This window comes from Burkholderia sp. IO2, assembly GCF_029522185.1.
Lineage (GTDB): Bacteria > Pseudomonadota > Gammaproteobacteria > Burkholderiales > Burkholderiaceae > Burkholderia > Burkholderia cenocepacia.
In genome coordinates this window covers 53,392-76,787 of the sequence record NZ_JAKWFH010000004.1, presented here as the reverse complement: position 1 = coordinate 76,787, position 23,396 = coordinate 53,392, and the positions used below count along the sequence as shown (strand labels likewise).

Annotated in this window: 19 protein-coding genes and 2 pseudogenes; 19 read left to right on the top strand and 2 right to left on the bottom strand. The window is 63.6% G+C overall.

Annotated features, from left to right (window positions below):
• The first annotated feature begins 273 nt into the window (after positions 1-273).
• The 10 genes and pseudogenes from MMB92_RS03685 (at position 274) to MMB92_RS03645 (ending at position 12,330) form a co-directional block, all read left to right on the top strand.
• Positions 274-969 (top strand): YfiR family protein, encoded by a 696-nt coding sequence (locus MMB92_RS03685; RefSeq protein WP_058903426.1) that lies wholly within the window; start codon positions 274-276, stop codon positions 967-969.
• Positions 966-2,234, top strand: coding sequence for a diguanylate cyclase (locus tag MMB92_RS03680; protein ID WP_006484728.1), 1,269 nt, complete (start codon positions 966-968; stop codon positions 2,232-2,234). Before MMB92_RS03685 ends, MMB92_RS03680 begins: the two co-directional genes overlap by 4 nt.
• 86 nt (positions 2,235-2,320) lie before the next feature.
• Positions 2,321-2,830 (top strand): OmpA family protein, encoded by a 510-nt coding sequence (locus MMB92_RS03675; RefSeq protein ID WP_012493515.1) that lies wholly within the window; start codon positions 2,321-2,323, stop codon positions 2,828-2,830.
• Positions 2,831-3,230: 400 nt separating this feature from the next.
• Positions 3,231-5,351 carry a type VI secretion system tip protein TssI/VgrG gene (gene tssI / locus MMB92_RS03670; RefSeq protein ID WP_048985068.1) on the top strand — a complete coding sequence of 707 codons (2,121 nt, stop codon included), beginning with the start codon at positions 3,231-3,233 and terminating at the stop codon, positions 5,349-5,351.
• Between the two features lie 21 nt (positions 5,352-5,372).
• Positions 5,373-5,795, top strand: a complete 423-nt coding sequence (locus tag MMB92_RS03665) for a DcrB-related protein (RefSeq protein ID WP_006484761.1) — start codon at positions 5,373-5,375, stop codon at positions 5,793-5,795.
• 7 nt (positions 5,796-5,802) lie between these two features.
• A complete protein-coding gene (locus MMB92_RS03660) occupies positions 5,803-10,350 on the top strand; it encodes a DUF6531 domain-containing protein (RefSeq protein WP_277562529.1) in 4,548 nt (1,515 codons plus the stop codon).
• Between the two features lie 296 nt (positions 10,351-10,646).
• Positions 10,647-10,706: pseudogene (locus tag MMB92_RS35245) on the top strand (hypothetical protein); the annotation flags it as partial.
• A 31-nt stretch (positions 10,707-10,737) separates the two neighbouring features.
• Positions 10,738-10,839, top strand: a pseudogene (locus MMB92_RS35240) (hypothetical protein); the annotation flags it as partial.
• Positions 10,840-10,941: 102 nt separating this feature from the next.
• Positions 10,942-11,910, top strand: a complete 969-nt coding sequence (locus MMB92_RS03650) for an RHS repeat domain-containing protein (RefSeq protein WP_230391273.1) — start codon at positions 10,942-10,944, stop codon at positions 11,908-11,910.
• A gap of 48 nt (positions 11,911-11,958) precedes the next feature.
• Positions 11,959-12,330: a hypothetical protein gene (locus MMB92_RS03645; RefSeq protein WP_043206087.1), complete on the top strand. Its 372-nt coding sequence runs from the start codon at positions 11,959-11,961 to the stop codon at positions 12,328-12,330.
• Positions 12,331-12,537: 207 nt separating this feature from the next.
• On the opposite strand, the gene MMB92_RS03640 is transcribed toward MMB92_RS03645, so the two are convergent.
• Positions 12,538-13,191, bottom strand: a complete 654-nt coding sequence (locus MMB92_RS03640) for a hypothetical protein (protein ID WP_077189085.1) — start codon at positions 13,189-13,191, stop codon at positions 12,538-12,540.
• 787 nt (positions 13,192-13,978) lie between these two features.
• Between MMB92_RS03640 and MMB92_RS03635 the strand changes: the two genes are divergently transcribed.
• The 5 genes from MMB92_RS03635 to MMB92_RS03615 all read left to right on the top strand — a co-directional run bounded on the left by MMB92_RS03635 (position 13,979) and on the right by MMB92_RS03615 (position 18,961).
• Complete coding sequence (locus MMB92_RS03635) at positions 13,979-15,097, top strand: branched-chain amino acid ABC transporter substrate-binding protein (RefSeq protein ID WP_006484706.1); 1,119 nt, start codon at positions 13,979-13,981, stop codon at positions 15,095-15,097.
• Between the two features lie 183 nt (positions 15,098-15,280).
• Positions 15,281-16,207 carry a high-affinity branched-chain amino acid ABC transporter permease LivH gene (gene livH, locus MMB92_RS03630; RefSeq protein ID WP_006484734.1) on the top strand — a complete coding sequence of 309 codons (927 nt, stop codon included), beginning with the start codon at positions 15,281-15,283 and terminating at the stop codon, positions 16,205-16,207.
• An 11-nt stretch (positions 16,208-16,218) separates the two neighbouring features.
• Positions 16,219-17,490 carry a high-affinity branched-chain amino acid ABC transporter permease LivM gene (locus MMB92_RS03625; protein ID WP_006484731.1) on the top strand — a complete coding sequence of 424 codons (1,272 nt, stop codon included), beginning with the start codon at positions 16,219-16,221 and terminating at the stop codon, positions 17,488-17,490.
• Complete coding sequence (gene livG / locus MMB92_RS03620; protein WP_006484760.1) at positions 17,487-18,260, top strand: high-affinity branched-chain amino acid ABC transporter ATP-binding protein LivG; 774 nt, start codon at positions 17,487-17,489, stop codon at positions 18,258-18,260. The genes MMB92_RS03625 and livG overlap by 4 nt, the downstream gene beginning before the upstream one ends.
• Complete coding sequence (locus MMB92_RS03615; protein WP_006484776.1) at positions 18,260-18,961, top strand: ABC transporter ATP-binding protein; 702 nt, start codon at positions 18,260-18,262, stop codon at positions 18,959-18,961. The genes livG and MMB92_RS03615 overlap by 1 nt, the downstream gene beginning before the upstream one ends.
• Positions 18,962-19,054: 93 nt before the next feature.
• Here MMB92_RS03615 and MMB92_RS03610 read toward each other — a convergent pair whose 3' ends face one another.
• On the bottom strand, positions 19,055-19,906 hold the full coding sequence (locus tag MMB92_RS03610; RefSeq protein WP_006498800.1) for a LysR substrate-binding domain-containing protein: 852 nt from the start codon (positions 19,904-19,906) through the stop codon (positions 19,055-19,057).
• A 133-nt stretch (positions 19,907-20,039) separates the two neighbouring features.
• Here MMB92_RS03610 and MMB92_RS03605 point away from each other — a divergent pair, with 133 nt between their 5' ends.
• The 4 genes from MMB92_RS03605 to MMB92_RS03590 all read left to right on the top strand — a co-directional run bounded on the left by MMB92_RS03605 (position 20,040) and on the right by MMB92_RS03590 (position 23,389).
• A complete protein-coding gene (locus MMB92_RS03605) occupies positions 20,040-21,020 on the top strand; it encodes a hypothetical protein (RefSeq protein ID WP_034202012.1) in 981 nt (326 codons plus the stop codon).
• Positions 21,021-21,049: 29 nt separating this feature from the next.
• Positions 21,050-22,036: a 2OG-Fe(II) oxygenase gene (locus tag MMB92_RS03600; RefSeq protein WP_059721893.1), complete on the top strand. Its 987-nt coding sequence runs from the start codon at positions 21,050-21,052 to the stop codon at positions 22,034-22,036.
• A 13-nt stretch (positions 22,037-22,049) separates the two neighbouring features.
• Complete coding sequence (locus MMB92_RS03595; RefSeq protein WP_058903423.1) at positions 22,050-22,973, top strand: DMT family transporter; 924 nt, start codon at positions 22,050-22,052, stop codon at positions 22,971-22,973.
• A gap of 65 nt (positions 22,974-23,038) precedes the next feature.
• On the top strand, positions 23,039-23,389 hold the full coding sequence (locus MMB92_RS03590; protein ID WP_006484732.1) for a VOC family protein: 351 nt from the start codon (positions 23,039-23,041) through the stop codon (positions 23,387-23,389).
• Positions 23,390-23,396 lie beyond the last annotated feature (7 nt).

Here is a 23,396-nt window from a genome sequence, read left to right as displayed (position 1 = left end):
GAACGTCTGACGTTTGCCGCGCACCGGCATCTAATCCGCTGATCAATCCGTCGACGTCGATGATGAATCGACGTCGGCCCGCGCGTTCGGCCGCCTCCCCGGGCGGTGGCATCGAATCCGCATACTTTCCGACGTTTTCTCGGGTGTTTCCCACTGCTTGGTGATCCGAATTTTTACCTAAGATGAAGAAATCGTGCGCGTCATTCGGTGCTTGCATGCGCATGGAGGGAGGCAGGAGGCAGCGCCGGAGCGATGCCAGCGGATGTTGCCATCATGGAAGCGAAAGTGTGCGCGGCGGCTGCCTGTCTTGCGACGGCGGCGACGCCAACGGGCGCGGCGGAGATCGCCGCACGGACCACGAGCCGGCCCGGCCGGATCACTTCGCTGCGCCACGCGTTGCTCGCAATCGTTTGCGTTCTGGGGGCCGCGCCGGCCGTACTCGCCGGGGCACCGACCGATGCCGACGGCCCGCCCGACAACGCGCACATCGTCCCCGCCGCGAACCCCGTCGATTCGGGCATGTCGTCACACGACACGGCCGTGCGTCAGGTCGTGCTCGGCATCATCAGCTTCACGCGCTGGCCGACGACGCCCGTTCGTCTGCATCTGTGCGTCACCGGGCGGCCCGACTACGCGCGTGGCCTGACCGACACGCTGCAGGCCGGCTCGACGTTGCTCGACGTGCAACGCGTCCGCTTCGACGATCCGTCGCTCGGCATCGCGTGCGACGTCGTTTATCTCGGCACGTTGAGCAACGACGAGCGCGCGCGGGTGAGAGCCGCATTGGCCGGCCATCCGGTGCTGACGATCGCGGAACACGATCCGTCCTGCACCGCGGGCGGCATGTTCTGTCTCAACGTCGACGGCGACCGCGTGTCGTTCGACATCAATCTCGATGCCGTCGCGCGCAGCGGCGTGCGCGTGCATCCGAATGTTCTCAATCTCGCACGACGGCCGGTGACGCCATGACACGCTCCGCGCTCCCCGTTCCCGCTTCGCGCCTGCCGCGCCCGACGCTGCAAAGCGTGTTGCGTCGGGCGCACCTGCGCCTCGCGTTCGTCGCCGTGACGATGGCCGCCGTGTCGTTGATCGTTGTCGCAGTGATCGCGCTGCGCGCGTATGCCGGCAACAACCTGAACCTGCTGGCGCGCTCGCTCGGTTACACGGTCGAGGCGGCCCTCGTGTTCGGCGATCGCGTCGCGGCGAACGAGGCGATCGGCATGATCGCCGGCGACGAGGACGTCGCGCAGGTGGTCGTCACCGACAGCAACGGGCAACTGTTCGCCACGTGGCAGTTACCGGCCCGAAACGGGGTCGCGCGGCTCGAGCGCGCCGTCGCCGATGTGGCGCTGCCGGGGCCGGTGACTGTCCCGGTGATGCATGACGGCATCATCGTCGGCCACGTCGTCGTGCGTGGCCGCGGGCATCAGTTCTTCGGATTCCTGCTCGGGGGCGTCGGCGGCATTCTCGGCTGCCTGGCCGTCAGCGTATTCGGTGCGTATGTCAGCTCGAAGCGTCTGCTGCGCAACATCGTGTCGCCGCTGCGCGCGCTGGCGGGCGTCGCGCATGCGGTGCGACGCGAGCGTGCGTTCGCGCGGCGTGTCGAGCCGGCGGCGATCGCCGAACTGAACCAGCTCGGCGACGACTTCAACGCGCTGCTCGACGAATTCGAAGACTGGCAGAACACGCTGCGCGACGAGAACGCATCGCTCGAACACAAGGCCACGCATGATGCGCTCACGGGGTTGCCCAACCGCGTGCAGTTCGAATCGCGCCTCGCGCTTGCGCTTTGCGACGCCACGTTGACCGGGCAGCGGGTCGCCGTGCTGTATCTCGACTGCGACCGCTTCAAGGAGATCAACGATTGTCTCGGCCACGACGCCGGGGATGCGGTGCTGATCGGCATCGCGTCGCGGTTGCGCACGCGGGTGCGCGAGACCGATGTCGTCGCGCGCCTGGGCGGCGACGAATTTGCGGTGATGCTGGCGGCGGTGCCTGAAGCGGGCAGCGTGTGCCGGATCGCCGACGAGATTTTGTCCGGCATGGCGCCGTCGATCGAGTTGTCCGACGGCCGCGTGGTGGCCACCATGATGAGTGCCGGCGTTGCGCTGTATCCCGATCACGCGTCGGACGCGAGCGGCTTGCTGCGCGCGGCGGATATCGCGATGTACCGCGCCAAGCGCGCGCGGCCGGGATCGTGGCAACTGGCGGAGAGCGTTGCAGGGCCGGTGTGAGGTCGATCGACTCGCGCTGCGGGCGAGGCCGCGGCGGCGGTTAAAAGAAGCGCTTGCCGGGCGGGCGCAACGGAAGGGGATGCGAAATGAACCACTCGTTTCCTGTGAGCATGGGGCGGATGTGCGTCGGGAGCGCACTGCTGCTGTGCATGCTGCTGGGGGGCTGCAAGACGCCGCCGCTTCATCGCGGGCTGACGCAGACGCAGGTCACGGCGCTGAAGTCGGCCGGATTCCAGGAGACCGGACAGGGATTCGAGTTCGGATCGACCGGACCGATTCTGTTCGATTTCGACCGGTACAACCTCAAGCCGGACGTGCGGCGGATCGTCGAAAGGATCGGGCGGACGTTGCGGTCGGCGGGGATCAACGGGGTGCGGGTGTATGGGTACTCGGATGACGAGGGGACGGCGGCTTACGATCTCGAGTTGTCGAGACGGCGGGCTGAAGTCGTTGCCGTCGAACTGGCCGACGTCGGGCTGGATGCGAAGCGGATCGCGGTCGTGGGGCGAGGGAAGAGCGATCCGGTGGGGGACAACAAGACGCCGGTGGGGAGGGCGCAGAATCGGCGGGCCGCGATCGTGGTTTCGCCGCGGTGAGGAAAGTGCGCCGTGATGGCGATTGCACGCCTGCCGACCAGCAGGTTGCCTAGTATGTTTGTTCAAACACCGACCCGGGAATGCCTTGGTGCGGTCGGTCTGGACGGTTTCTTACCATTGTCACGCAGACACCCGAGCATCCTTGATCGTCACGGAGTTCCGGACGGTCCAGGTTATCGACACGCGCGCTGACACGGTTTTCATTGCAGACCGTCGTACTGCGCAGCCGTGGGCGATAGCCTTCAGTCAGCTTCACTGCTGGCTCAGTTCTTTCGGTTTTAGGGTCGGAAAGCAAACGTTTGCGCGAGACTTTCGCGCAGTCGGGTTTTACCCTACATTATCGGGGCTTCGGGCCGGCGAGCCGGCTCATGGAACCTGAGATCACACGCAAGGAACAAGAATGAGTTTCGCTCCGAACGGGGGTATTCCCAGTGGATTGGGTGGTGGTGCGCTCGGCTCGTTGAGCGCACTCGGGGGCCTCGCCGGCCCGGTGGCGTCGAGCGTGGCCGGCAGCCTCGGGCCGCTCGCCGGGCTAGCCGGGCACGTCGACACCGTCCAGCGCGCGATGCAGCTCGCGCAGACCGGCTTCTCGCTGATGGACAAGACGCCCGGCGCGATCGCCGAAGCGATCAACGGCGCCGCCAACCCGGCACGCCTGACCCAGCTCAACCGTTACGTGACGCTCGATACGCCGCTCGGCCCGGATGTGCTGCTGGTCAGCGCGGCCGTCGTCGACGAGCACGTGAACCGGTTGCCGGAAATCCACCTCGACCTGCTGTCGCATCGCCACGACCTGCGCCCGGAGGACCTGATCGGCCAGCAGGTCAAGATCCGCTTCGATCAGCAGGCGCGCCTGTCGACGCTCGAACGCGTCGTCGCGTCGGGGGCAGTCGAGGGCGACCGCTACTTCGACGGCTACGTCGCGTCGTTCGACCGGGCCGGCAATCCCGGGAACGTCACGCAATACCACCTGACGGCCGTGCCGTGGTTCTGGTTCCTCACGCGCTCGACCGACTGCCGGATCTTCCAGAACAAGACCGCGCAGGACATCCTCACCGAGATCTTTCAGGAACACGGTTTTTCCGATTTCACGTTCGACATCCGGACCAGCCAGAAGCCGCTCGAGTACGTCGTGATGTACCAGGAGAGCTACTACAACTTCTGCGCGCGGCTGATGGAGCAGGAAGGGCTCGTGTGGACGCACCGCTACGAGAAGGACAAGCACTTTCTCGTGATCGGCGACACGAACCTGCTGTTCCGCCCGATCGACGGGCTCGCCACCGTGCCGTTCGCCGCGACCGAGGCCAGCGAGGACAGCGGCATCGATCAGTTGCACGAAGGTCGGCGCTTCGGCGTCGGCAAGGTCACGTTCCGCGACTTCAATCACCAGAATCCGTCGTCGCCGCTGATGCTGGTCGAGGCCGGGCCGCAAAACCTCAAGCATGCGCGGCTCGATGCGACCGAGCGCTTCGAGCACCAGTCGCTGTACGACCACGGCGACGACGGCAACCGCTACGCCCGCTTCGCGATGGAGGCCGAGGAGGCGCAAGCCCATCGCTATACCGGCGGCGGCTACGCGTGGCGTATGACGACGGCCGGCGCCGTGACCGTCGCGAATCACCCCGTCCTCGAGAACAACCAGGAGTACGTGATCCTGCACGTGCGTCACGAGGCCGTGAACGACTATACGCAGCACAGTGCGAAGCTGCCGTACCGCAACAGCTTCGCACTGCTGCCGAAGAAGATTCCGTACCGTGCGCCGCGCGCGACGCCGAAGCCGGTGATTCACGGCACGCAATCGGCGATCGTCGTCGGGCCGAAGGGCGAGGAAATCTATACGAACGGCAGCGCGGTGAAAGTGCATTTCCCGTGGGACCGGCGCGGCAAGAAGGACGGCTCCGATTCGATGTGGGTGCGCGTGTCGCAGCCGTGGGCGGGCGACGGCTGGGGCGCGGCCGCGATTCCGCGGATCAAGCAGGAAGTGCTGGTGGCGTTCAATCAGGGCGATCCGGATAACCCCGTGATCGTCGGCCGCGTGTTCAACGGCGAGCAGGGCAACCCGTATCACGGCGCGGCCGGCCAGACGATGGGGATCAAGAGCCAGACGCACAAGGGGCAGGGGTCGAACGAGTTGCTGATGAGCGACGTCAATGGCGCACAGATGCTCTACATGCATGCGCAGAAGGACATGCATACCGTTGTCGAGGACGCGCAGTGGACTCAAGTTCTCAAAGGCGACCGGACCGTCGAGGTTGGCAAGGGCAACCATACGACGGCCGTCGCAGTTGGCAACCTGTCGGACGTTGTCGTGCAGGGCAATACGCTGCACCAGACTCCGCAGGGTGTGCACACACTGGAAGCCAAGGAACTCTGGATCAAGATCGGCGGCGATGGCGGCACGCGGATCCATATGACAGCCGACTCGATCGACATCTATAAGGGCGATTCGGTGATCCACCTGGATGACAGCAACATCAATATTCAGGCGGCTCGGACCGACATCAACCCGAAGAACGGCTAACACCAATAAGGATAACAAAGCATGTACCAGATGCAGGAAGGCACGTTGGCGCTGCCCGTGGAGTGGCAGGACAAAACGATGAACGTATTTGTGTCGGCAGCGACTGGCACGGAGGGTGTGAGTTTCGTGATCACGCGCGAGCGGTTGCCGTGGGGCATGAAGTTCGCCGAATATGTGTCAAGCGAAATCAGGAAGGTGGCGAAGCAGGTTCCGGATTATGCCGAGGTGGCAAATGAAGACGCCACGGTTTCCGGGCGCGCCGCGCATGTGCACGAGTTTACCTGGACGAACAACCAGGCGCCCATTCACCAGCGGCTGACGATGGTGGAATACGGGCAGGTTGTCCTGATGCTCACCTTCACTGCGCCCGGTACGCTGAGTGACACACAGCGCGAACAAATCCGGGCGGTGATTCAGAGCCTTCAGTTGCGCGATCCGATCTGAGGCTGCAATGTCGGACACGCCGAGTTACGACGAACCGAGCGGCAGCGCACAGGAACGTCTCGATCAGATCGCCAAGCTGGAGGACGGTGAAGCCGCGAAAGCGGCCGAGCAGCCGTTTTACGAGCACCTCAACTATGGGATGCTTGGCGCCGATGCGGGCCTGACCGCCGTTGAGGGGACGGCCGCCGGGCTGAGTGCGGCCGGTACAGCGCTGGCGGGTGGCGCGACCGGCGGGGCGGCACTGGGTGCGGGCGCGGTTGCGGCGGGCACCGTCATGCTTCCGCTCGCGATTGCAGTCGGGGGAGCTTGGGCGCTCGACAAGGTTGGCGTGACCGGCTGGCTGTCGAAGGAGTTCACACAGGTTGGCGACGCACTGGGCCTCACCATCGGCCGAGGCGATCCACACCCCGCATGCATTGGCGATCGGATCGCGCACTCGTCAGGTTTTATGGGGATTCTCGCCGGCATTGCCGTGGGGGTTGCGATTGGCGTGGCAGTGGCGGCGACTGTGGCAACAGGTGGACTCGCCGGGGCGCTGATCGTTGGCGCTTGCATGGCCGGCGGCCTGACGCTTGGTGGTGCGCTCGCGTCGGCCAGCCAAAGTATGGGCAGCAACTGTGGCGAGATCGTCACCGGTTCGAGCAACGTATATTTTGAAGGCAAAAAGGTGGCGCGTGTCACGGACCTGGTGAAATGCGATCACCATTCCGGCGCGCCGCAGGCGCTCGTCGACGGCAGCAAAACCGTGTTCGTCAACGGGCTGCCGCTGGTGCGGATCGGCCACGAGACCCACTGCAGCGGCAAAGTCAATTCGGGGCGCAACAGTATCTGGATCGACAAGACGACCGGAAATTATGGCCCGAAGAACCCGGAGCTGTCCGCGACGCAGGAATTCCTGGCGGGCTTGATCGGCGGGATTGTAGGCGGCGGAGTTGGAAAAGTTGGCGGCAAGGGGCTGCGGGCGGTGCGCGAAAAATTCCGGCCCGAACCCACCCGATCGGCGGAGCAGAGGGGTATCAAGGACGAGAATCGACCGAAGTGCAAGGACCCGGTTGATCCGGTATCCGGAGAAATGCTGGAGATCCGTACCGATCTCGTCATCCCCGGAATCCTGCCTCTTGAGTTCAAACGACGCTATCGGACTCGATCGGACGATCATGGATTGCTCGGTCACCGCTGGTCGGACAACTGGTCGCAGCGATTGACGTTCGATGGTGGCCGCTTCGTGAGATTCCACGACGGCGCTGGCCTGGTGATCGGCTTTGACGCGCCGGATATGGCGCTCAACGGCATCAACCTTCGTGAGCCGCGTTATCGGCTGGTCGGAAGCCGACTCGAACCGCGCATCTTCGATCGTGACGCGCGGCAACTGCGTATTTTCGCGCCGCTCGTCGACGGGCGCTCGTCTCGCCTTGAACGGGTCGAGGACCTCGACGGCAACGCGATCGTTCTTTCCTACGATACTGCTGGCCGTTTGAGCGGCATGGTCCATAGCGATGGCTATCGGCTCGAGATTGCCTATCCTGACCGCGACCGTCAGCTGCAACGGATCGTTCTCCATGATGCGGACGGTGGTTCCAGAACGCTTGTGGGCTACGACTACCAGAACGGCATGCTTACCCATGTGGCGAGCTTCCAGTTTGGGCAGTTCTATTACGCGTACGACGAACACGGCTGGATGACCCAATGGCGGGATACAGACCAGACCGATGTTCGATATCGGTACGACACCGCTGGTCGTGTAGTCGAAACAGGTACACGGCAGGGCTATCACACGGGCCGATTCATCTACGAAGCCGGCTGCACACGCGTGATTGACGTCGATGGCGAATGGACCTACGCCTATAACGACGAAGGCCTTGTAACGGCCGAAACTGATCCGCTCGGTCATTGCACTTACTCCGAATGGGAGCTTGGTCGTTTGATGGCCCGGATTGATCCGCTTGGCCGACGGACGGACTATCGATACGACGAGCGAGGCCAACTGACTTCGGTCGTCGAAAGCTCGGGGAGGACGGTTGACTTCGACTATGACGACGAGCAGCGCCTAACCGGGGCACGCTTGCCGAACGGCGGCACGATCAAGCTCGAGTACGACCATCTGTCTCGGTTGATCGCACGGACCGAGCCGGACGGCAACAAAACGACCTATCGCTATGGGCCCCGTGGCGAACTGCTGCGAGTGGTTCAAGGTGATCGCGAGACGCGCCTGGACTACGATGACCGGCTGCGGCTGACCGACATCGAATTGCCAACGGGTGCGCGCTTTAGGCGCAAGATAGACGCGCTGGGCCGGCTGCTGGAGGAAACGTCGCCCGACGGGCATGTGACGCGTTACGACTATGCTGACGGCCCGGCAAATCCGCGCGGTCTGCTGAGTGCGGTTACGCGCCCTGATGGCTCGGTATCGAGGGCACGCTATAACAGCGAGAGCCTGCCCGTCGAGTGGATCGATCCGCTAGGACGTACGATCCAGCGAACCTACGGTCCATTCGACCTGCTTACTGCGTCGATCGACGCGGCCGGACATGCAACGCGTTTTGAGTACGACCATGCGACCCGGCTGACGAAGGTTATCAATGCGCTGGGAGAGACTTACACATACCGCTACGACGCGGCCGGACGTCTCGCGGCCGAAATTGACTGGGGAGGCCGCGCGACCGAATACGAGCGCGATGCCGTCGGTCGCCTGCTGACGAAGACACTGCCCGACGGTGGCCAGTGGCGCTATACGTACGATGCATCCGACCGACTCATCGAGATCGATGCCGGCGACGTGAAGCTTGCCTACCGCTACGATGCGAGCGGCCGATTGGCGTCGGCGGAGGTCCAGGGTGAGCACGCTCATGTGACGCGCTTTGCCTACGACAGGAATGGCCGCTTGATCGGCGAAGATCAGCATGGCGAACTGTTGCGGCACGTCTACGACGCCGATGGACAACGCCGTCTGCGGATGACACCTAGGCGCGAGACCGCCTATGCGTACGATGTATCCGGGGCTTTGACGCAAGTCGGGGAACTGACGATCCGGCGTGATCGGTTAGGGCGCGAGATTGGCCGCGAGGCGGGAGATTTTGTCGCGCAGCAACAGTACGATGCGCTCGGCCGGATACGCCGGCAGATTGCTGGGCCTGCCGTAGCCTTCGATGCCTTGCAAGCCGATCCGGCCCGGGCGCTCGAGCAATTGACGCGGCAGGTCTATCACTACGACGCAGCCGGGCAACTGGAGCGAGTCGACACCGGCGCGGATACGCTCACCTACCAGCGCGATGAGCGCGGCCAGATCATCTGCGCAGAAAGTCTGCTGCAGCCGAGCGAGCACTTCCGCTACGACGCTGTGATGAACATTGCCGCGCACGGGCAACGGGCACCCGTGGATGCCCACCACTATCGCCGCGGAGGTCTGCCGGAACAGGTTGGCTACGCACGCTATCAATACGATGCACGTGGCCGCACGATCGAGAAGACGGTCGAACAGCCGGGGTTCAGGCCGAAAACGTGGCAATACACGTGGGACGGGCTCAATCGGCTCGTGAGGGTCGTTACGCCCGAGCGCGGTGTTTGGGCGTATCGCTACGACGCTTTCAATCGCCGGATCGAGAAGCAGCAAGTCGGCGGCCGCGAAACGGTGAAGTTCCTGTGGGACGGTCCGATGCTTGCCGAACGCTGGATCGAGCAGCGCGACGGCACGACGGGCCAAGTCGTGACCTGGCATATCGAGCCGGGCAGTTTTTCGCCGCTCGCGCAGGAGACAGACGATGGTCTCTTCCCTATCTTGACGGATCAAATAGGCCGGCCGAAGACGGTGTTCGATGAACAGGGGCGACCCGTCTGGAAAGCCGCCTATTCGTTATGGGGAAAGTTGTTGCCGGTCAAGCGACCAGCCAATGACGCGGACTGCGGCGCGACTTCAATCGATACGACACTGCGCTTCTCCGGTCAATGGGCGGATGACGAGACGGGACTGAACTACAACCTGAACCGGTATTACGATCCAGATTCTGGACAGTACCTAAGCGCGGACCCGATCGGACTGCTTGGTGGAGCTCGGACGCAAGCGTACGTGCATGATCCCTCCCAATGGATTGATCCGTTGGGTTTGCAGGGATGCAAGCCAGCAGGAAAGAAGATCAGTATGCGAGCCTATCGCTATGAGATGCCGGAGCGATTCGACACAACGTGGGACGCGCACGAATGGAACGTTGCGGCACGGCATCGATACACCAAGAAAGGTCTGGGTGGCGTCTATGGTGCGGATTCGCCCGCGACCGCTCTTGCTGAGGTGACGCATTGGGATGTCGATCTGTCGACACGGGAATTGATCAGCAAGGACGTGACGCTTAATAATGTCTTGGATTTGACGGACCCTAGCGTGCGAAAGCAAACTGCGGCGGCAATGGATATGCCGTTCACACTTGAAGACATCACCGGGAACAACTACGAATACACTCACAAACTGGGGGACTGGGCCAGCCAGAACGGCTATGATGGAATTCTTGCGCCGTCGGCACGGAATCCCGATGGTGCCAATTTAATTTCCTTTGGAGGGTTCTGATTTGAATCAGCTAGAACAGTATTATGCAGGCGACGATAGCTGGAAGGAGTTCTCCGATCTTTTCGCGAAATATAAGGATTTGCCAGAGGTCCAGAATCTCGCCAAGGATCTAAATGGTCAACTTGATCTTGCTTATACGATCTACTGGGTTGCTGGGCCGAAGTCTGCACAGAAGTGGATAAATTCGAGTGTCCCGGCGCTCGACAATATTCGCCCCATAGATTGCACTGGAAACCCAGAATTGATTAAGCGCTTGCGCGAATGTCTAATGCGCATGCCGTCTTAACGGCGCTGGCTTGATCGCGTATACCGATTGCTCGGGCAAGGTCACGCGGTTTGCGTCGCGGTTTGCGTATGACGCACGCGGTGCGCTCACGCGGGTGACCGATGCGGCCGGGCAGGCTACCGTGTGCGAAACGGATGCGATGGGGGGGCACGGGGATCGGGACGGTCGATGGTGCGCGTCTAACGTTTCGGTACGATGCGGCGGGGCGTCTCGTCGAGGTCATTGATGCGAATCAGGGCAGCACGCGCTACGAAGTCAATCCGCGGGGATTGCTCTCGTCTCGAACGGATGCGGCTGGGCGGGTCGTGCAGTTCGGCTATGACGAGGCGTACCGGTTGGCGAGCCTGACCGACGAGGACCGTGAGACTTATCGCTTTCAGTATGACCGTCGCGATCTCGTTTCCGCGCAGATTGGTCTCGATGGACACAAGCGTGCGTACGAGTACGACGTTTGCGGGCAAGGCACGATCGTGCGCGACGGGCAGATCGAGACGCGATACGAACGCGATGTGATCGGGCGGTTGACGGCGAAGCACGTCGCGCACGAACGTTGCGAATACCGGTATGACGAGGCGGGCCGGATCACATCGGCCGAGTTGTACACGCTCGCCGCGCGCGGACCATCGCTGAAGAATCGCGTCAGCCTGAAGTACGACAAGCGTGGAGAAGTCGTCGAGGAATACACGCCGACCGGCTGGCTCGCACACACCTACGACGAACTTGGCAACCGCGTCAGCACGACGATTTCTGGCGGGCGCACGATCGATTGGCTGCATTCCGGGTCGGGGCACGCGCACCAGATTCGTTTCGACGGTGCCGCGGTTGCGGACATCGAACGGGATGATCTGCATCGCGAGGTGCTGCGGACGCAGGGCAAGCTGATGAGCCATTTCGGGTATGACGCAGTGGGGCGCCGTGCTCGACAAACCGCACAGCACGGTACGGCGGGCGGCGAGTTGCTTGCGAAGCAGTGGCACTACGCCTGCTGCAGGCGACGTGATCAGAAGCGCGATCAACGCTACGGCGCGACGAGCTATCGGTATGACCCGACGGGGCGCATCGAACAGGCGGCGGGCCGGGATTGCCGTCGGAAGTGTTTCGCTGGGATGCGGCGGCTAACCTGGTGTCGAGCGATCACCCGGGTGGCTACGTCGAGCACAACCGGCTCAAGGTATTCGAGGACAAGCGCTTCGAGTATGACGTGTATGGGCGGCGGATCTGGAAGCTCAATGGTAGTTATCCCTCAGCCCGGAGGGTGTGAGAATCTATACTGACGGTAGCGCTGCTCTGGCGCCAACGGCACAAGGAACAGGGATTGTTGAATGCCAAATGAGATTTTGAATAGTATCGATTCGGAGATATCCAAGCCGGGCTTTTTCGATTTTTTTGCTAGACTGGATTTCGATGGCCTACTTGGCAAAAGGGATGCCGCATCATTCGACGATCACTGGATGCAGGCATTTAACGAGGTCGATAGACTCACCCTCGTGGCTGACGACAAGAAATTCTTGGATTCTATTAGAGAGAAGGCGTTCAAACTCTCGTTTCGAGTCTCGGGAAATTCCGACATCGCCGGAAGAGTTTCAGACGACGTCGAACTGATCGCAAAGAGCATGTTGGCAGGGAAACCGGATAGCTGGCCCGTTAGGGTTTTGTGGAGCAGCTATAAAAATGGGGACTTTCCCGCTGAATGAGGATGACGGGGACGTGGAATGTGGCTGATCAACGATGCGTGTTTTGTCCCGGGCGCGCAAGGCGCGGATTGATATTGAGCCGGGCAGGCGTAATCATCACGCACATGAAAAGGCAACGCCGCGAAATGCGACCGCGCAGCGCAACGTCGCGCAGCGTGCCGGGCAGGGTAGACCAGCCGTAAGCGGCCGCTACCCCGAAACCCCACTTCACCAAGCAATATCGCAAGACGACCGCGACGTCCTCGCACCACCGGTAGCCGTGCACTTCGTCCCCGATCCATTGTCATAAAACGTCCGCGTCTCTGGCTGCGGCACCGACGGATCGAACGGATTCGGCGCCCCGTGAGGACCACGCGGCGCATCGTACGGCCGCTGCGGCGCATACGAGCCGCCACGACCAGCAGGCCGAGAACCATTCGCGCGCAGGTATTCATTCCAGTTTTGCTCGCGCTGCTCATACCCGGGCACTGCGCGACCCAGACTATCGTTCCCGCCCGCGCCGAGCGCGACGCGGTTCGGCGGCAAGACGAAATCGGGTTCACGCCCGGAAGAAGCGGGCAGCGGCGCCACCAGCGCATCACTCGTTACCCGCAATGGCCGCGTATCCGGCGTATCGAACGGGCTACGTTCGGCAGGCGCGGCGAACTGTACGCGTGGGCGGCTCATCCTCACCGCGCGCCCGTCATCCCGAGCAGCCGCACGCCGCTCCGAGCGAAACACATTGGCACCGGCCGACCGATCGGTCAGCGTATCGCGTCCCGAAGCATGGGCAGCAGAAACAGAAAGCGCGCACGCGATCGCGGCGGCGGAAGAGAGGCGGACTGGGCAATTCATGGGCGATCCGAAGCAGGTGATGTGCATTGAACAAAAACGGCAGATCACTGGCTGGCGGCTGAGCGACGAGGGGGCGTCGAAGCGGCCCTGAAGCGACTGCGAGGCGCGGCGAACGCGACTTGCAGGGAGGCTGGCTGGATTGCAGAAGCGAGCTCGTATTATTTCATGAAAATATCAAAAAGCTTTCAGATTGTTTGGTTTCGCAGATAAACAGTAATATTTGCCGCCTCACTGAGCGCTCCGTCCTGGTGCGTGCCAACACAATCATCAGTCGATTGATCCCCAGCGACCAGGGCCCTTGGCAACCTAAAAAATGCATCACCGGGAAATCCCCGTCGCCGAACGCCAAGCCCAGCAAGGAACCCGCCCCCACCTCCTTGCCAAAATAGCAACCCGATTGCACTCGAAGCAAACGTTGTCGCCGCGCCGAGGTTGCGCCCGCATCGCCACCCACCCATCTCAAAAACGTACGTGTTTTCCCTCAATCGACAGGCATTTTTGACAGACGATTGAAAAACGCCCATATAATTTCGACTGCCTTGCCAATGGCTGTCGGACCATCCCTCCGAACGAGCGATTTGGCAAGCGGGGCAGGCGAAACGCTTGCGCAATGCAAGACGCATCACGATGTCTTTCCGAACCAGACGTCCCCTTCGGGGACTGCAAGAGCCGGGCCCCGCTACGCAACATTCCGCCGGAGTTCCGTCTTCTATGTGTCTCGGGCGTGTCCCATGTCCTCGCCCCGGGTGCTGTTCGATTGCGCAAGTCATGCCGCCTTTGCCCGTATGACTAAACAACATCGAGGAGCTCCCAGATGACGCTGTCCCGTCTTACGTCCATTTCCGTCGCCGCCGTGCTGTTCGCCGCCGGCGCCGCCGCCGCGCAAGCGGAAACCGTGAAGATCGCCATCGCTGGTCCGATGAGCGGCTCGGTCGCCCAGTACGGCGACATGGTGAAGGCCGGCGCGCTGACCGCGATCGAACAGATCAACGCGGCAGGCGGTGCGGGCGGCAACAAGTTCGAAGTGGTGATGATGGACGACGCGTGCGAACCGAAGCAGGCCGTCGCCGTCGCCAACAAGATCGTCAGCCAGAAGATCAAGTACGTGATCGGTCACGTGTGCTCGGGTTCGACGATTCCCGCGTCGGACATCTACGAGAACGAAGGCATCGTGATGGTCACGCCGTCGGCCACCGCGCCGCAACTGACGGAAGGCAAGAAGCGCCACTTCATTTTCCGCACGATCGGCCGTGACGACCAGCAAGGCCCGGCCGCCGCGCACTACATCATCAACAACGTGAAGCCGAAGAAGGTCGCGGTCCTGCACGACAAGCAGTCGTACGGCCAGGGCATCGCGTCGTCGGTGAAGAAGGACCTCGAAGCCGCGAAGATCCCGGTCGTGCTGTTCGAAGGCATCAACGCCGGCGATTCGGACTACTCGGCGATCATCACGAAGCTGAAGTCGCAAGGCGTCGATTTCGTCTACTTCGGCGGCTACCACCCGGAAATGGGCCTGCTGATGCGCCAGGCGCGCGAGCAGGGCGTGAAAGCGACGTTCATGGGGCCTGAAGGCGTGGGCAACAAGGACGTGACGGCGATCGCCGGCCCGGCTTCGGAAGGCATGCTCGTGACGCTGCCGGCCGACTTCTCGGCCGATCCGGCCAACGCGGCGCTCGTGAAGGCGTTCGCGGACAAGAAGCGCGACCCGAACGGTCCGTTCCAGATGCCGTCGTACGCCGCGGTGAAGATCATCGCCGACTCGATCGCGGGCGCGAAGACGACCGACCCGACGAAGGTGGCCGCGTACATGCACAAGACGACGTTCGACACGCCGATCGGCAAGGTCGCGTATGACGCACAGGGCGACCTGAAGGCGTTCAAGTTCGTCGTGTACACGTGGCACAAGGACGCGACGAAGACCGCCGCCAAGTAACAACGGAGTACCCGCCCGCGCACCCGCCCTGTCCGAAACCCGGACGGGGCGGGTGCGTATTGGCCGCGCATCTGCCCCATGCGCGCCAGCGGGCGGCCCGAGACGACACCGTGCGTTGCGCGCGGCCGAGCGCCGTGATCCGGCGACGGCATGTGACCCAGCGCCAACGGGAGCTTCCCGCACATGACTGACTTCTTTCCTCAATTCGCCCAGCAGCTGGTCAACGGCCTGACGCTGGGTGCGATCTATGCGTTGATCGCCATCGGCTATTCGATGGTCTACGGCATCATCGGCATGATCAACTTCGCCCACGGCGAGATCTACATGATCGGCGCGTACGTGGGCCTCGTGACCCTGACGGCCATCGGCATCTCCGCCGGCTATCCGCTGCCGCTCGTGCTCGGCGCCGCGCTGATCGTGTCGGTGATCGTCACCGGCCTGTACGGCTTCGCGGTCGAGCGCGTCGCGTATCGCCCGCTGCGCGGCGGCCCGCGCCTCGTGCCGCTGATCTCCGCGATCGGCATGTCGATCTTCCTGCAGAACTACGTGCAGATCGGCCAGGGCGCGCGCGACGTGTCGGTGCCCGTGCTGATCTCCGGCGCATTCGACATCCATCTCGGCGGCGACTACGACGTGACGATTCCGTATGCGCGTCTGCTGATCGTCTGCGTGACGATCGTGCTGATGATCGCGCTCACGCTGTTCATCTCGCATTCGCGGATGGGGCGTGCGTGCCGTGCGTGCGCGGAAGACATGAAGATGGCGAACCTGCTCGGCATCGACACGAACCGCGTGATCTCGTTCACGTTCGTGCTCGGCGCGATGCTGGCGGCCGTCGGCGGCGTGCTGATCGGGCTGACGATCGGCAAGCTGAATCCGTATATCGGCTTCGTCGCGGGCATCAAGGCGTTCACTGCCGCGGTGCTCGGCGGGATCGGCAGCATTCCGGGCGCGATGCTCGGCGGCGTGCTGCTGGGCCTCGCCGAAACCTTCGCCGCGGGCTACATGCCGGCCGAGTACAAGGACGTGGTCGCGTTCGGCCTGCTCGTGCTGATCCTGCTCTTCCGCCCGACCGGCCTGCTCGGCAAGTCGGACATCGAAAAGGTTTGAGGGAGACGCAGATGAGTCAAGTCATTTCCGTTCGCCGCCCGGCCGCCGACGCGTCGTTCGGCCAGGCGCTGAAGAACGCCGTGGCCGCCGCGATCCTGACGGCGATCCTCACGATTCCGGTGCTCGGGCTGCAACTGAAGCTCGACGGCTATCAGGTGGTGCTGACGCCGCACTGGCGCCCGGTGTGGATCGCGGTCGCGGCCGTGTTCCTGTTCCAGTTGTTCAAGCCGTGGCTGATGCGCGCGAAAGCGGTCGTGAAGCTGCCGGCGGCGCCGACGATGGGCGCGCGGCAGCAGCGCGTGATCATCTGGGTGCTGCTCGCGGTCGGCCTCGTGTGGCCGTTCTTCGGCTCGCGCGGCGCGGTGGACGTCGCGACGCTCGCGCTGATCTACGTGATCCTCGGCCTCGGGCTGAACATCGTGGTCGGTTTCGCGGGGCTGCTGGATCTCGGCTACGTCGGGTTCTACGCGGTCGGCGGCTATACGTACGCGATGCTGAACCAGTATTTCGGGCTGTCGTTCTGGGAATGCCTGCCGATCGCGGCGATCGCCGCGGCGACGTTCGGCTTCCTGCTCGGCTTCCCGGTGCTGCGGTTGCGCGGCGACTATCTGGCGATCGTCACGCTCGGCTTCGGCGAAATCATCCGCCTGCTCGCGAACAACCTGACGAGCCTCACCGGCGGCCCGGACGGCATCTCGAGCATTCCGAAGCCCACGGTGTTCGGCTTCGAGATGGCGCGCTCGGCGAGCGTCGAAGGCGCGAAGACCTTCCATGAACTGATCGGGCTGGAATACAGCGGCGAGCACATGGTGATCTTCCTGTACCTGATCGCGCTGCTGCTGGTGGGCTTCACGCTGTTCGTGACGAGCCGCCTGATCCGCATGCCGATGGGCCGTGCGTGGGAAGCGCTGCGCGACGACGAGATCGCGTGCCGTTCGCTGGGTCTCAACCCGACGCGCATCAAGCTGTCGGCGTTCACGCTCGGCGCGGCGTTCGCGGGGATCGGCGGCGCGTTCTTCGCGGCGCGTCAGGGCCTCGTGAATCCCGAATCGTTCACCTTCATCGAATCGGCGCTGATCCTCGCGATCGTCGTGCTCGGCGGGATGGGCTCGCAGCTCGGCGTGATTCTCGCGGCGATCCTGCTGACCGTGCTGCCGGAAGTCGCGCGCGGCTTCGCCGAATACCGGATGCTGATCTTCGGTCTCGTGATGGTGTTGATGATGATGTGGCGTCCGCAGGGCCTGTTGCCCGCGAGCCGTCCCCACGTGGAGTTGCCGCAATGAGCGCGAATGCAGAATTGTTGAAGGTGGCCGGGCTGCAGATGCGCTTCGGCGGGTTGCTCGCGGTGGACGGCATCGATTTCGACGTGCGCCGCGACGAGGTGTTCGCGATCATCGGGCCGAACGGCGCGGGCAAGACCACGGTGTTCAACTGCGTCGGCGGCTTCTACAAGCCGACCGGCGGCGACGTGGTGCTCGACGGCCACGCGATTGGCGGGCTGCCGAGCCACAAGATCGCGTTGAAGGGCCTGGTGCGGACGTTCCAGAACATCCGGCTGTTCAAGTCGCTGACCGTCGTCGAGAACCTGCTCGTCGCGCAGCATCGCAAGGTGAAGGCCGGGCTGCTGCACGGCCTGTTCGCGACGCCCGCGTATCGTCATGCCGAGCAGGCAGCGCTCGAACGCGCGGCCGTGTGGCTCGACCGGATGGGGCTGACGTCGGTCGCCAACCGGCCGGCCGGCACGCTGTCGTACGGGCACCAGCGGCGTCTGGAGATCGCGCGCTGCATGATCACCGAGCCGCGCCTGCTGATGCTCGACGAGCCGGCGGCGGGCCTCAACCCGCAGGAAAAGATCGAGCTGCAGCACCTGATCGACAAGCTGCGCCGTGAATTCGGCGTGTCGGTGCTGCTGATCGAACACGACATGAGCCTCGTGATGGGCGTGTCCGACCGCATCCTCGTGATGGAGCACGGCCGGCCGATCGTGATCGGCACGCCGGAAGCGGTCCGCAACGACCCGCGCGTGATCAAGGCGTATCTGGGGGAAGAGTGATGCTGAAGCTGGAACAGGTCCATACGCACTACGGCGCGGTCGAAGCGCTCGCGGGCGTGTCGATCGAAGTGAACAAGGGCGAGATCGTCACGCTGATCGGCAGCAACGGCGCCGGCAAGACGACGCTGATGATGACCGTGTGCGGCACGCCGCGCGCGTCGTCGGGCCGCGTGCTGTTCGAGGGCAACGACATCACCGCGATGTCGACGCACCAGATCATGCGGCAGGGAATGGCGATTTCTCCGGAAGGGCGGCGCGTGTTCCCGAGCCTGACGGTGCTCGAGAACCTGAAGATGGGCGGCTTCTTCGCGAGCCGTCACGAGATCGACGACGGCATCGAGCACGTGTTCAAGCTGTTTCCGCGCCTGAAGGAACGCGCGGCGCAGCGGGCCGGCACGATGTCGGGCGGCGAGCAGCAGATGCTGGCGATCGGCCGCGCGCTGATGAGCAAGCCGCGTTTGCTGCTGCTCGACGAGCCGACGCTCGGCCTCGCGCCGCTCGTGATCGCGCAGATCTTCGACATCATCCGCACGATCCGCGACGAAGGCGTCACGGTGTTCCTCGTCGAGCAGAATGCGAACAAGGCGCTCGGTGTGGCCGACCGCGGCTACGTGCTCGAAACGGGGCGCGTGGTGCTGGCCGACACGGGCGCGAACCTGCTCGCGAACGACCGCATCAAGCAGGCGTATCTCGGCGGTTGACGAGAGAAAGCCCGCCGGCCTGCAACGGGCCGGCGGCAGTTTTTCCGGCGGTTCACTTCTGCTTGCAAGGCCGGGTTCCCGGCCTTGTCTTCGTTATCCGATCCTGAACGTGCTTTTCAGTACGTCGCGCAGATGCAGCGCGGCGCGATTGCTGTCGTCCGTCAGCACCGTGATCAGGTGCGGCGGCAGATCGGGCAGCACGATCCCGGCGACGTGGCTCGTCAGGTTGCCCGACACGCGATCGTGCTCGATCAGGCCGACCGCCAGCCCGTTCGCGATACACGCTTCGACCGCCGGAGAACTGGCGCTTTCGAGCAGCATCCGGTGCGCGATCTTCGCCTTCTTCAGCGCATTCAGCGCGGTGTCGCGGTACGGGCAGCCCTGCAGTTGCACCGCGATCGGTAGCGGCGCATCGGGATTGAACTTGAAGGTGCGCGCGGCGACCCACACCGGATGCGTCTTGCTGAGCAGTTCGGCGTGCGGCAGCGCTTTCGGCACCACGGCGATCGTGATGTCGAGCTGGCCACGCGAGAACAGCAGTTGCAACTCTTCGCTGGAGCGCGCTTCGACCGTCAGTTCCAGCAGCGGCCGGTCGGCGGCGAAGCGCGGCAGGAATTCGGCCATGAAGTGCGCGGCGTAGGAATCGGGGATGCCGAGCCGCAGCTTGCCGGTCAGCATCTGCGGCGACAGCGATTCGACGAGCCGGTCGTGGCTCAGCAGGAACTCGGTGGTGTCGCTCAGCAGCTTGTGGCCGAACTGCGTGAGTTCGACCGCCTGGTTGTTTCGCGTGAACAGCCGCTGCGCGACCATCTCTTCCAGCTTCTGAATCTGCGCGGTGACCGACGACGGGCTGCGGTTTACATGAACGGCCGCATCCTTGAAGCGGCCGAGCTTCGCGACGGCGTGGAAGGTACGCAGCAGGTCGACGTCCAGGGTACGCGGCATGATTTGGTTTTTCCGAATCAGTGATTCAGGTAATGTCGATTGACGGAATTATTGGGCATCCCATATTCTCGGGTCAACAGGCAGACAACGGCAGGCAGCCGGTCGGGCGTTGCACGCATCCGGGGAACGATTCATGTCGATCAATGATTTTGTCGTAGATGCATTGGTGCGGGACAGGAAGCTGAAGGCGGAGTCGGTATGGACGGTCGAGAATCACGAAAAATATTCGACGTTGCATCGCACGGACGATGACGCGCGGCGGCGGGAAGCGGGGCGCGAAGTCTTTGCGCTGATGCGCAACCTGAACGAGCTGGGCGTGCGAAGCCCGGCGTTGTGCGCGGATCGCGACGGTAACGGGTCGTTACGCGAAGCGATCGGCGCATTGAGCGAGCGGCTCGCGACGTTGTCGCGCGGCCGCCATCTGCATTACATCGAGCTCGGGCCCGAGCCGGTCAAGACGACCGAGCTGATGAAGGCGGTCAGCGGCGGCGGCCCGAACCATCTGCGTTACACGGCCGTCGACATCAACGAGTCGTCGGAAGACGCGATGCGGCACGCGATCATGCCGTTCCTGAAAACGCCGGGCTGTTTCAACTACATCGCCGACGATTACCGGAACGTGCAGTGGAACCATATCGACCTGGGCCAGGACGTGACGTTCATCACGATGCTCGGATTCCAGGAAGGCAACGAGCTGCCGGTGACGATCGGCCGGCTGATTCGCAATCTCGGCGGCAAGTCGACTTACGTCGTGTCGGAGATGCAGTTGCTCGTGGAAGGGCGCGAAGAGCCCATCTACAACTTCTACCAGAACGAGAACATGGTGCGGTTCTCCGAAATCGTCAGCCGGCAGCAGGGTTTCGAGCCGCTCGGCAAGCATCACGTGTCGATCGTGCGGCTCAATCTGCTGGGCGACCAGTTCCATGTGGCGGTCACGCTGCAGCCGGTGTCGAAAGCGGGGGCCGACGGGCATCTGATCACCAACGTCTGCCTGAAATACACGCCGGAGCAATTCCGCCACGTTCGCCTGAGCCACGGCAATTGCCGCGTAATCGACGAGCTGCGCAGCGGGGATGGCAGCGTCGTGTACCAGATTGCGCAGTTCAAGGGCTGAATGGCGAAACGTCGACAGCGAGGCACGCGATGAACAAGGGAAATGCATTGCCGGTGTTTGCGCGCGGGTTCGGCCGGGTGAGGCTGGCGCTGCGGACGTCGCTGTCCGTCGGCGCGAACGTCGGCGGCAGGCTCGACGCATCGACGGAACCGATGCGCTGGTCCAGCGCGTGCCTGCGCGACGGCTACGAGGTGCGCTACCGCCGCAACCTCGACGATCTCGGCTATCGCGACGTGCCGATGCGCGGTACGCGCTCGGATGCGCTGAACGCGGTGTGTCACCTGCGCGGCTTGTTTTCCGACGAAGCGGTCGACGCGTTGCGCGAGATCGGCCGCGCGCTGGAGCGCAGTGCGTCGAGCAGCAACTGGATCATCTCGAAGCGCGTGCGTGCGGTGACGAACCGCTCGCGGTTCATCGACGACATGATGCACGATCGCGCGTTCCTGCTGCGGGTGTCGCGCCTCGCCGGCGTGCCGTTGATTCCGTACCCGATGGCCAATGCGCGCTCGCAGTTCAATTACTACTATCCGACGGACCAGCGCGACGGCAAGGAACAACTGGGCATGTGGCATACCGACGGCACCAGTTTCGTGCTGAACATCGTGTTGTCGGATCGCGCCGAGTACGAAGGCGGCAACTTTCTGTTCTACGAATCGATGGCGGAGACGTTCGATCGCCACGATCGGGCGCGCCGACACGTCAAGACCGCGAATCTGGACAACGCGGGCGATGCGCTGCTGATCTACGGCAGCAAGTTGTTTCATGGCGTCGAACCGGTTCAGGGCGGGCGTCGCATGTCGCTGGTGCTGTCGTTTCATTGCCCGACCACGCGCGAGGACGACAACGGGTTCTGGCATCTCGCGTCGGACGACGGTATTCCGCGCACCGTCGTCAACTGGCTGGCGCTGCAGCGTGCCCTTCGGGACGACGCCGAATTGCAGTACCTGCGCCTGGGGCTCGAACCGATCCGGCCGGAAGACCTGGGCGACCAGCGTCTGGCTCCGGCCACTTTCTGAGAACCGTCGCGCCATGCAGCTTTTCCTGCTCCAACTCGTTTTCGTCCTGTCGTGGAGTTCCGGGTTCATCGGCGCCAAGCTCGGCGCGGAGACGGCCGGCGCGTTCAATCTGCTGTTCTGGCGGTTCCTGCTCGTCACGCTGTGCCTTGCGATCGTCCTCAATCGCCAGCTCGCGCGTCTGACGCTCGAAAAAATCCGCTATCACGCGGTGATCGGCTTCCTGTCGCAGTTCCTCTATCTGGCCTGTGTGTACGTCGCGATCCAGCATGGCCTGCCGCCGGGCATCGCCGCGATCGTCGCGGCGTTGCAACCTCTCATCACGGCGGCGATGACGTCGTTCGGCGGCAGCGAGCGCAGCGGGGCGCGCCAGTGGGCCGGGCTCGTCGTCGGGTTCGTCGGCGTGGGCATCGTGATCGGCGGGCAATATGCGTTGCCGGCCGGGTCGGTCGGGATCGTGATGTACCTGCTGCCGCTGGTGTCCGCGTTCGGACTGTCGATCGCGACGATCTATCAGCGCCGCCGCGCGCTGACGGCCGCGCGCAGCAACGAGGACGGGCTGTTCCTGCCGCTGTTCGTGCAGGGTTGCGTGAGCCTCGTGCTGTTCGCGGCGTGCGGGCTCGTCACCGGCGACCTGCATGTGCCGACGCAGCCGAACGTGTGGGTGTCGGTCGTGTGGCTGACGGTGTTCTCGACTTTCATCGCTTACCTGTCGCTGTGGGCGCTCCTCAAGCGCATGCCCGCGACGCGCGTGGCGACGCTCGTCTATCTCGAACCGCCGGTGACGCTGCTGTGGGCCGCATGGATGTTCGGCGACCGGATCGAGGTGACGACCTACGTCGGCATCGTCGTCGTCGCGATCGGCGTCTGGCTGGCCGGCAAGCACGGCGCGCGGCCCGCGCGGCCGCGCTGCTCGGACATGGAGACGGCCGGCCGCTGACGCACTGGTTGCGCGCGCGGTTCCGGTGTAGCTTCGCGAGACTGCCCGACTCGTGAAGGAACCCGATGAAAGTCAAACGGATCGTCGCCAACGTCGATACACGCTCGATCGACGACGCCAGGCGCTTCTACCAACGGATCTTCGGTCTCGACCTGCTGATGGACCACGGCTGGATCGCGACCTACGGCAACGCCGAGCAGATGGACGTGCAGATCAGCTTCGCGTCGCACGGCGGATCGGGCACGCCGACGCCCGATCTGTCGATCGAGGTCGACGATGTCGATGAAGCGCTCGCGCGGGTTCGGGCGGCCGGCATGTCCGTCGAATACGGGCCGGCCGACGAACCGTGGGGCGTACGGCGGTTTTACGTGCGCGACCCGTTCGGCAAGCTCGTCAACGTGCTCGCGCATCGCTGAGCCGGCG

Coding starts and splice junctions, on each gene's coding strand:
- MMB92_RS03685 (WP_058903426.1), top strand. CDS start 274: ATGGAAGCGAAAGTGTGCGCGGCGGCTGCCTGTCTTGCGACGGCGGCG.
- MMB92_RS03680 (WP_006484728.1), top strand. CDS start 966: ATGACACGCTCCGCGCTCCCCGTTCCCGCTTCGCGCCTGCCGCGCCCG.
- MMB92_RS03675 (WP_012493515.1), top strand. CDS start 2,321: ATGAACCACTCGTTTCCTGTGAGCATGGGGCGGATGTGCGTCGGGAGC.
- tssI (WP_048985068.1), top strand. CDS start 3,231: ATGAGTTTCGCTCCGAACGGGGGTATTCCCAGTGGATTGGGTGGTGGT.
- MMB92_RS03665 (WP_006484761.1), top strand. CDS start 5,373: ATGTACCAGATGCAGGAAGGCACGTTGGCGCTGCCCGTGGAGTGGCAG.
- MMB92_RS03660 (WP_277562529.1), top strand. CDS start 5,803: ATGTCGGACACGCCGAGTTACGACGAACCGAGCGGCAGCGCACAGGAA.
- MMB92_RS03645 (WP_043206087.1), top strand. CDS start 11,959: ATGCCAAATGAGATTTTGAATAGTATCGATTCGGAGATATCCAAGCCG.
- MMB92_RS03640 (WP_077189085.1), bottom strand. CDS start 13,191: ATGCACATCACCTGCTTCGGATCGCCCATGAATTGCCCAGTCCGCCTC.
- MMB92_RS03635 (WP_006484706.1), top strand. CDS start 13,979: ATGACGCTGTCCCGTCTTACGTCCATTTCCGTCGCCGCCGTGCTGTTC.
- livH (WP_006484734.1), top strand. CDS start 15,281: ATGACTGACTTCTTTCCTCAATTCGCCCAGCAGCTGGTCAACGGCCTG.
- MMB92_RS03625 (WP_006484731.1), top strand. CDS start 16,219: ATGAGTCAAGTCATTTCCGTTCGCCGCCCGGCCGCCGACGCGTCGTTC.
- livG (WP_006484760.1), top strand. CDS start 17,487: ATGAGCGCGAATGCAGAATTGTTGAAGGTGGCCGGGCTGCAGATGCGC.
- MMB92_RS03615 (WP_006484776.1), top strand. CDS start 18,260: ATGCTGAAGCTGGAACAGGTCCATACGCACTACGGCGCGGTCGAAGCG.
- MMB92_RS03610 (WP_006498800.1), bottom strand. CDS start 19,906: ATGCCGCGTACCCTGGACGTCGACCTGCTGCGTACCTTCCACGCCGTC.
- MMB92_RS03605 (WP_034202012.1), top strand. CDS start 20,040: ATGTCGATCAATGATTTTGTCGTAGATGCATTGGTGCGGGACAGGAAG.
- MMB92_RS03600 (WP_059721893.1), top strand. CDS start 21,050: ATGAACAAGGGAAATGCATTGCCGGTGTTTGCGCGCGGGTTCGGCCGG.
- MMB92_RS03595 (WP_058903423.1), top strand. CDS start 22,050: ATGCAGCTTTTCCTGCTCCAACTCGTTTTCGTCCTGTCGTGGAGTTCC.
- MMB92_RS03590 (WP_006484732.1), top strand. CDS start 23,039: ATGAAAGTCAAACGGATCGTCGCCAACGTCGATACACGCTCGATCGAC.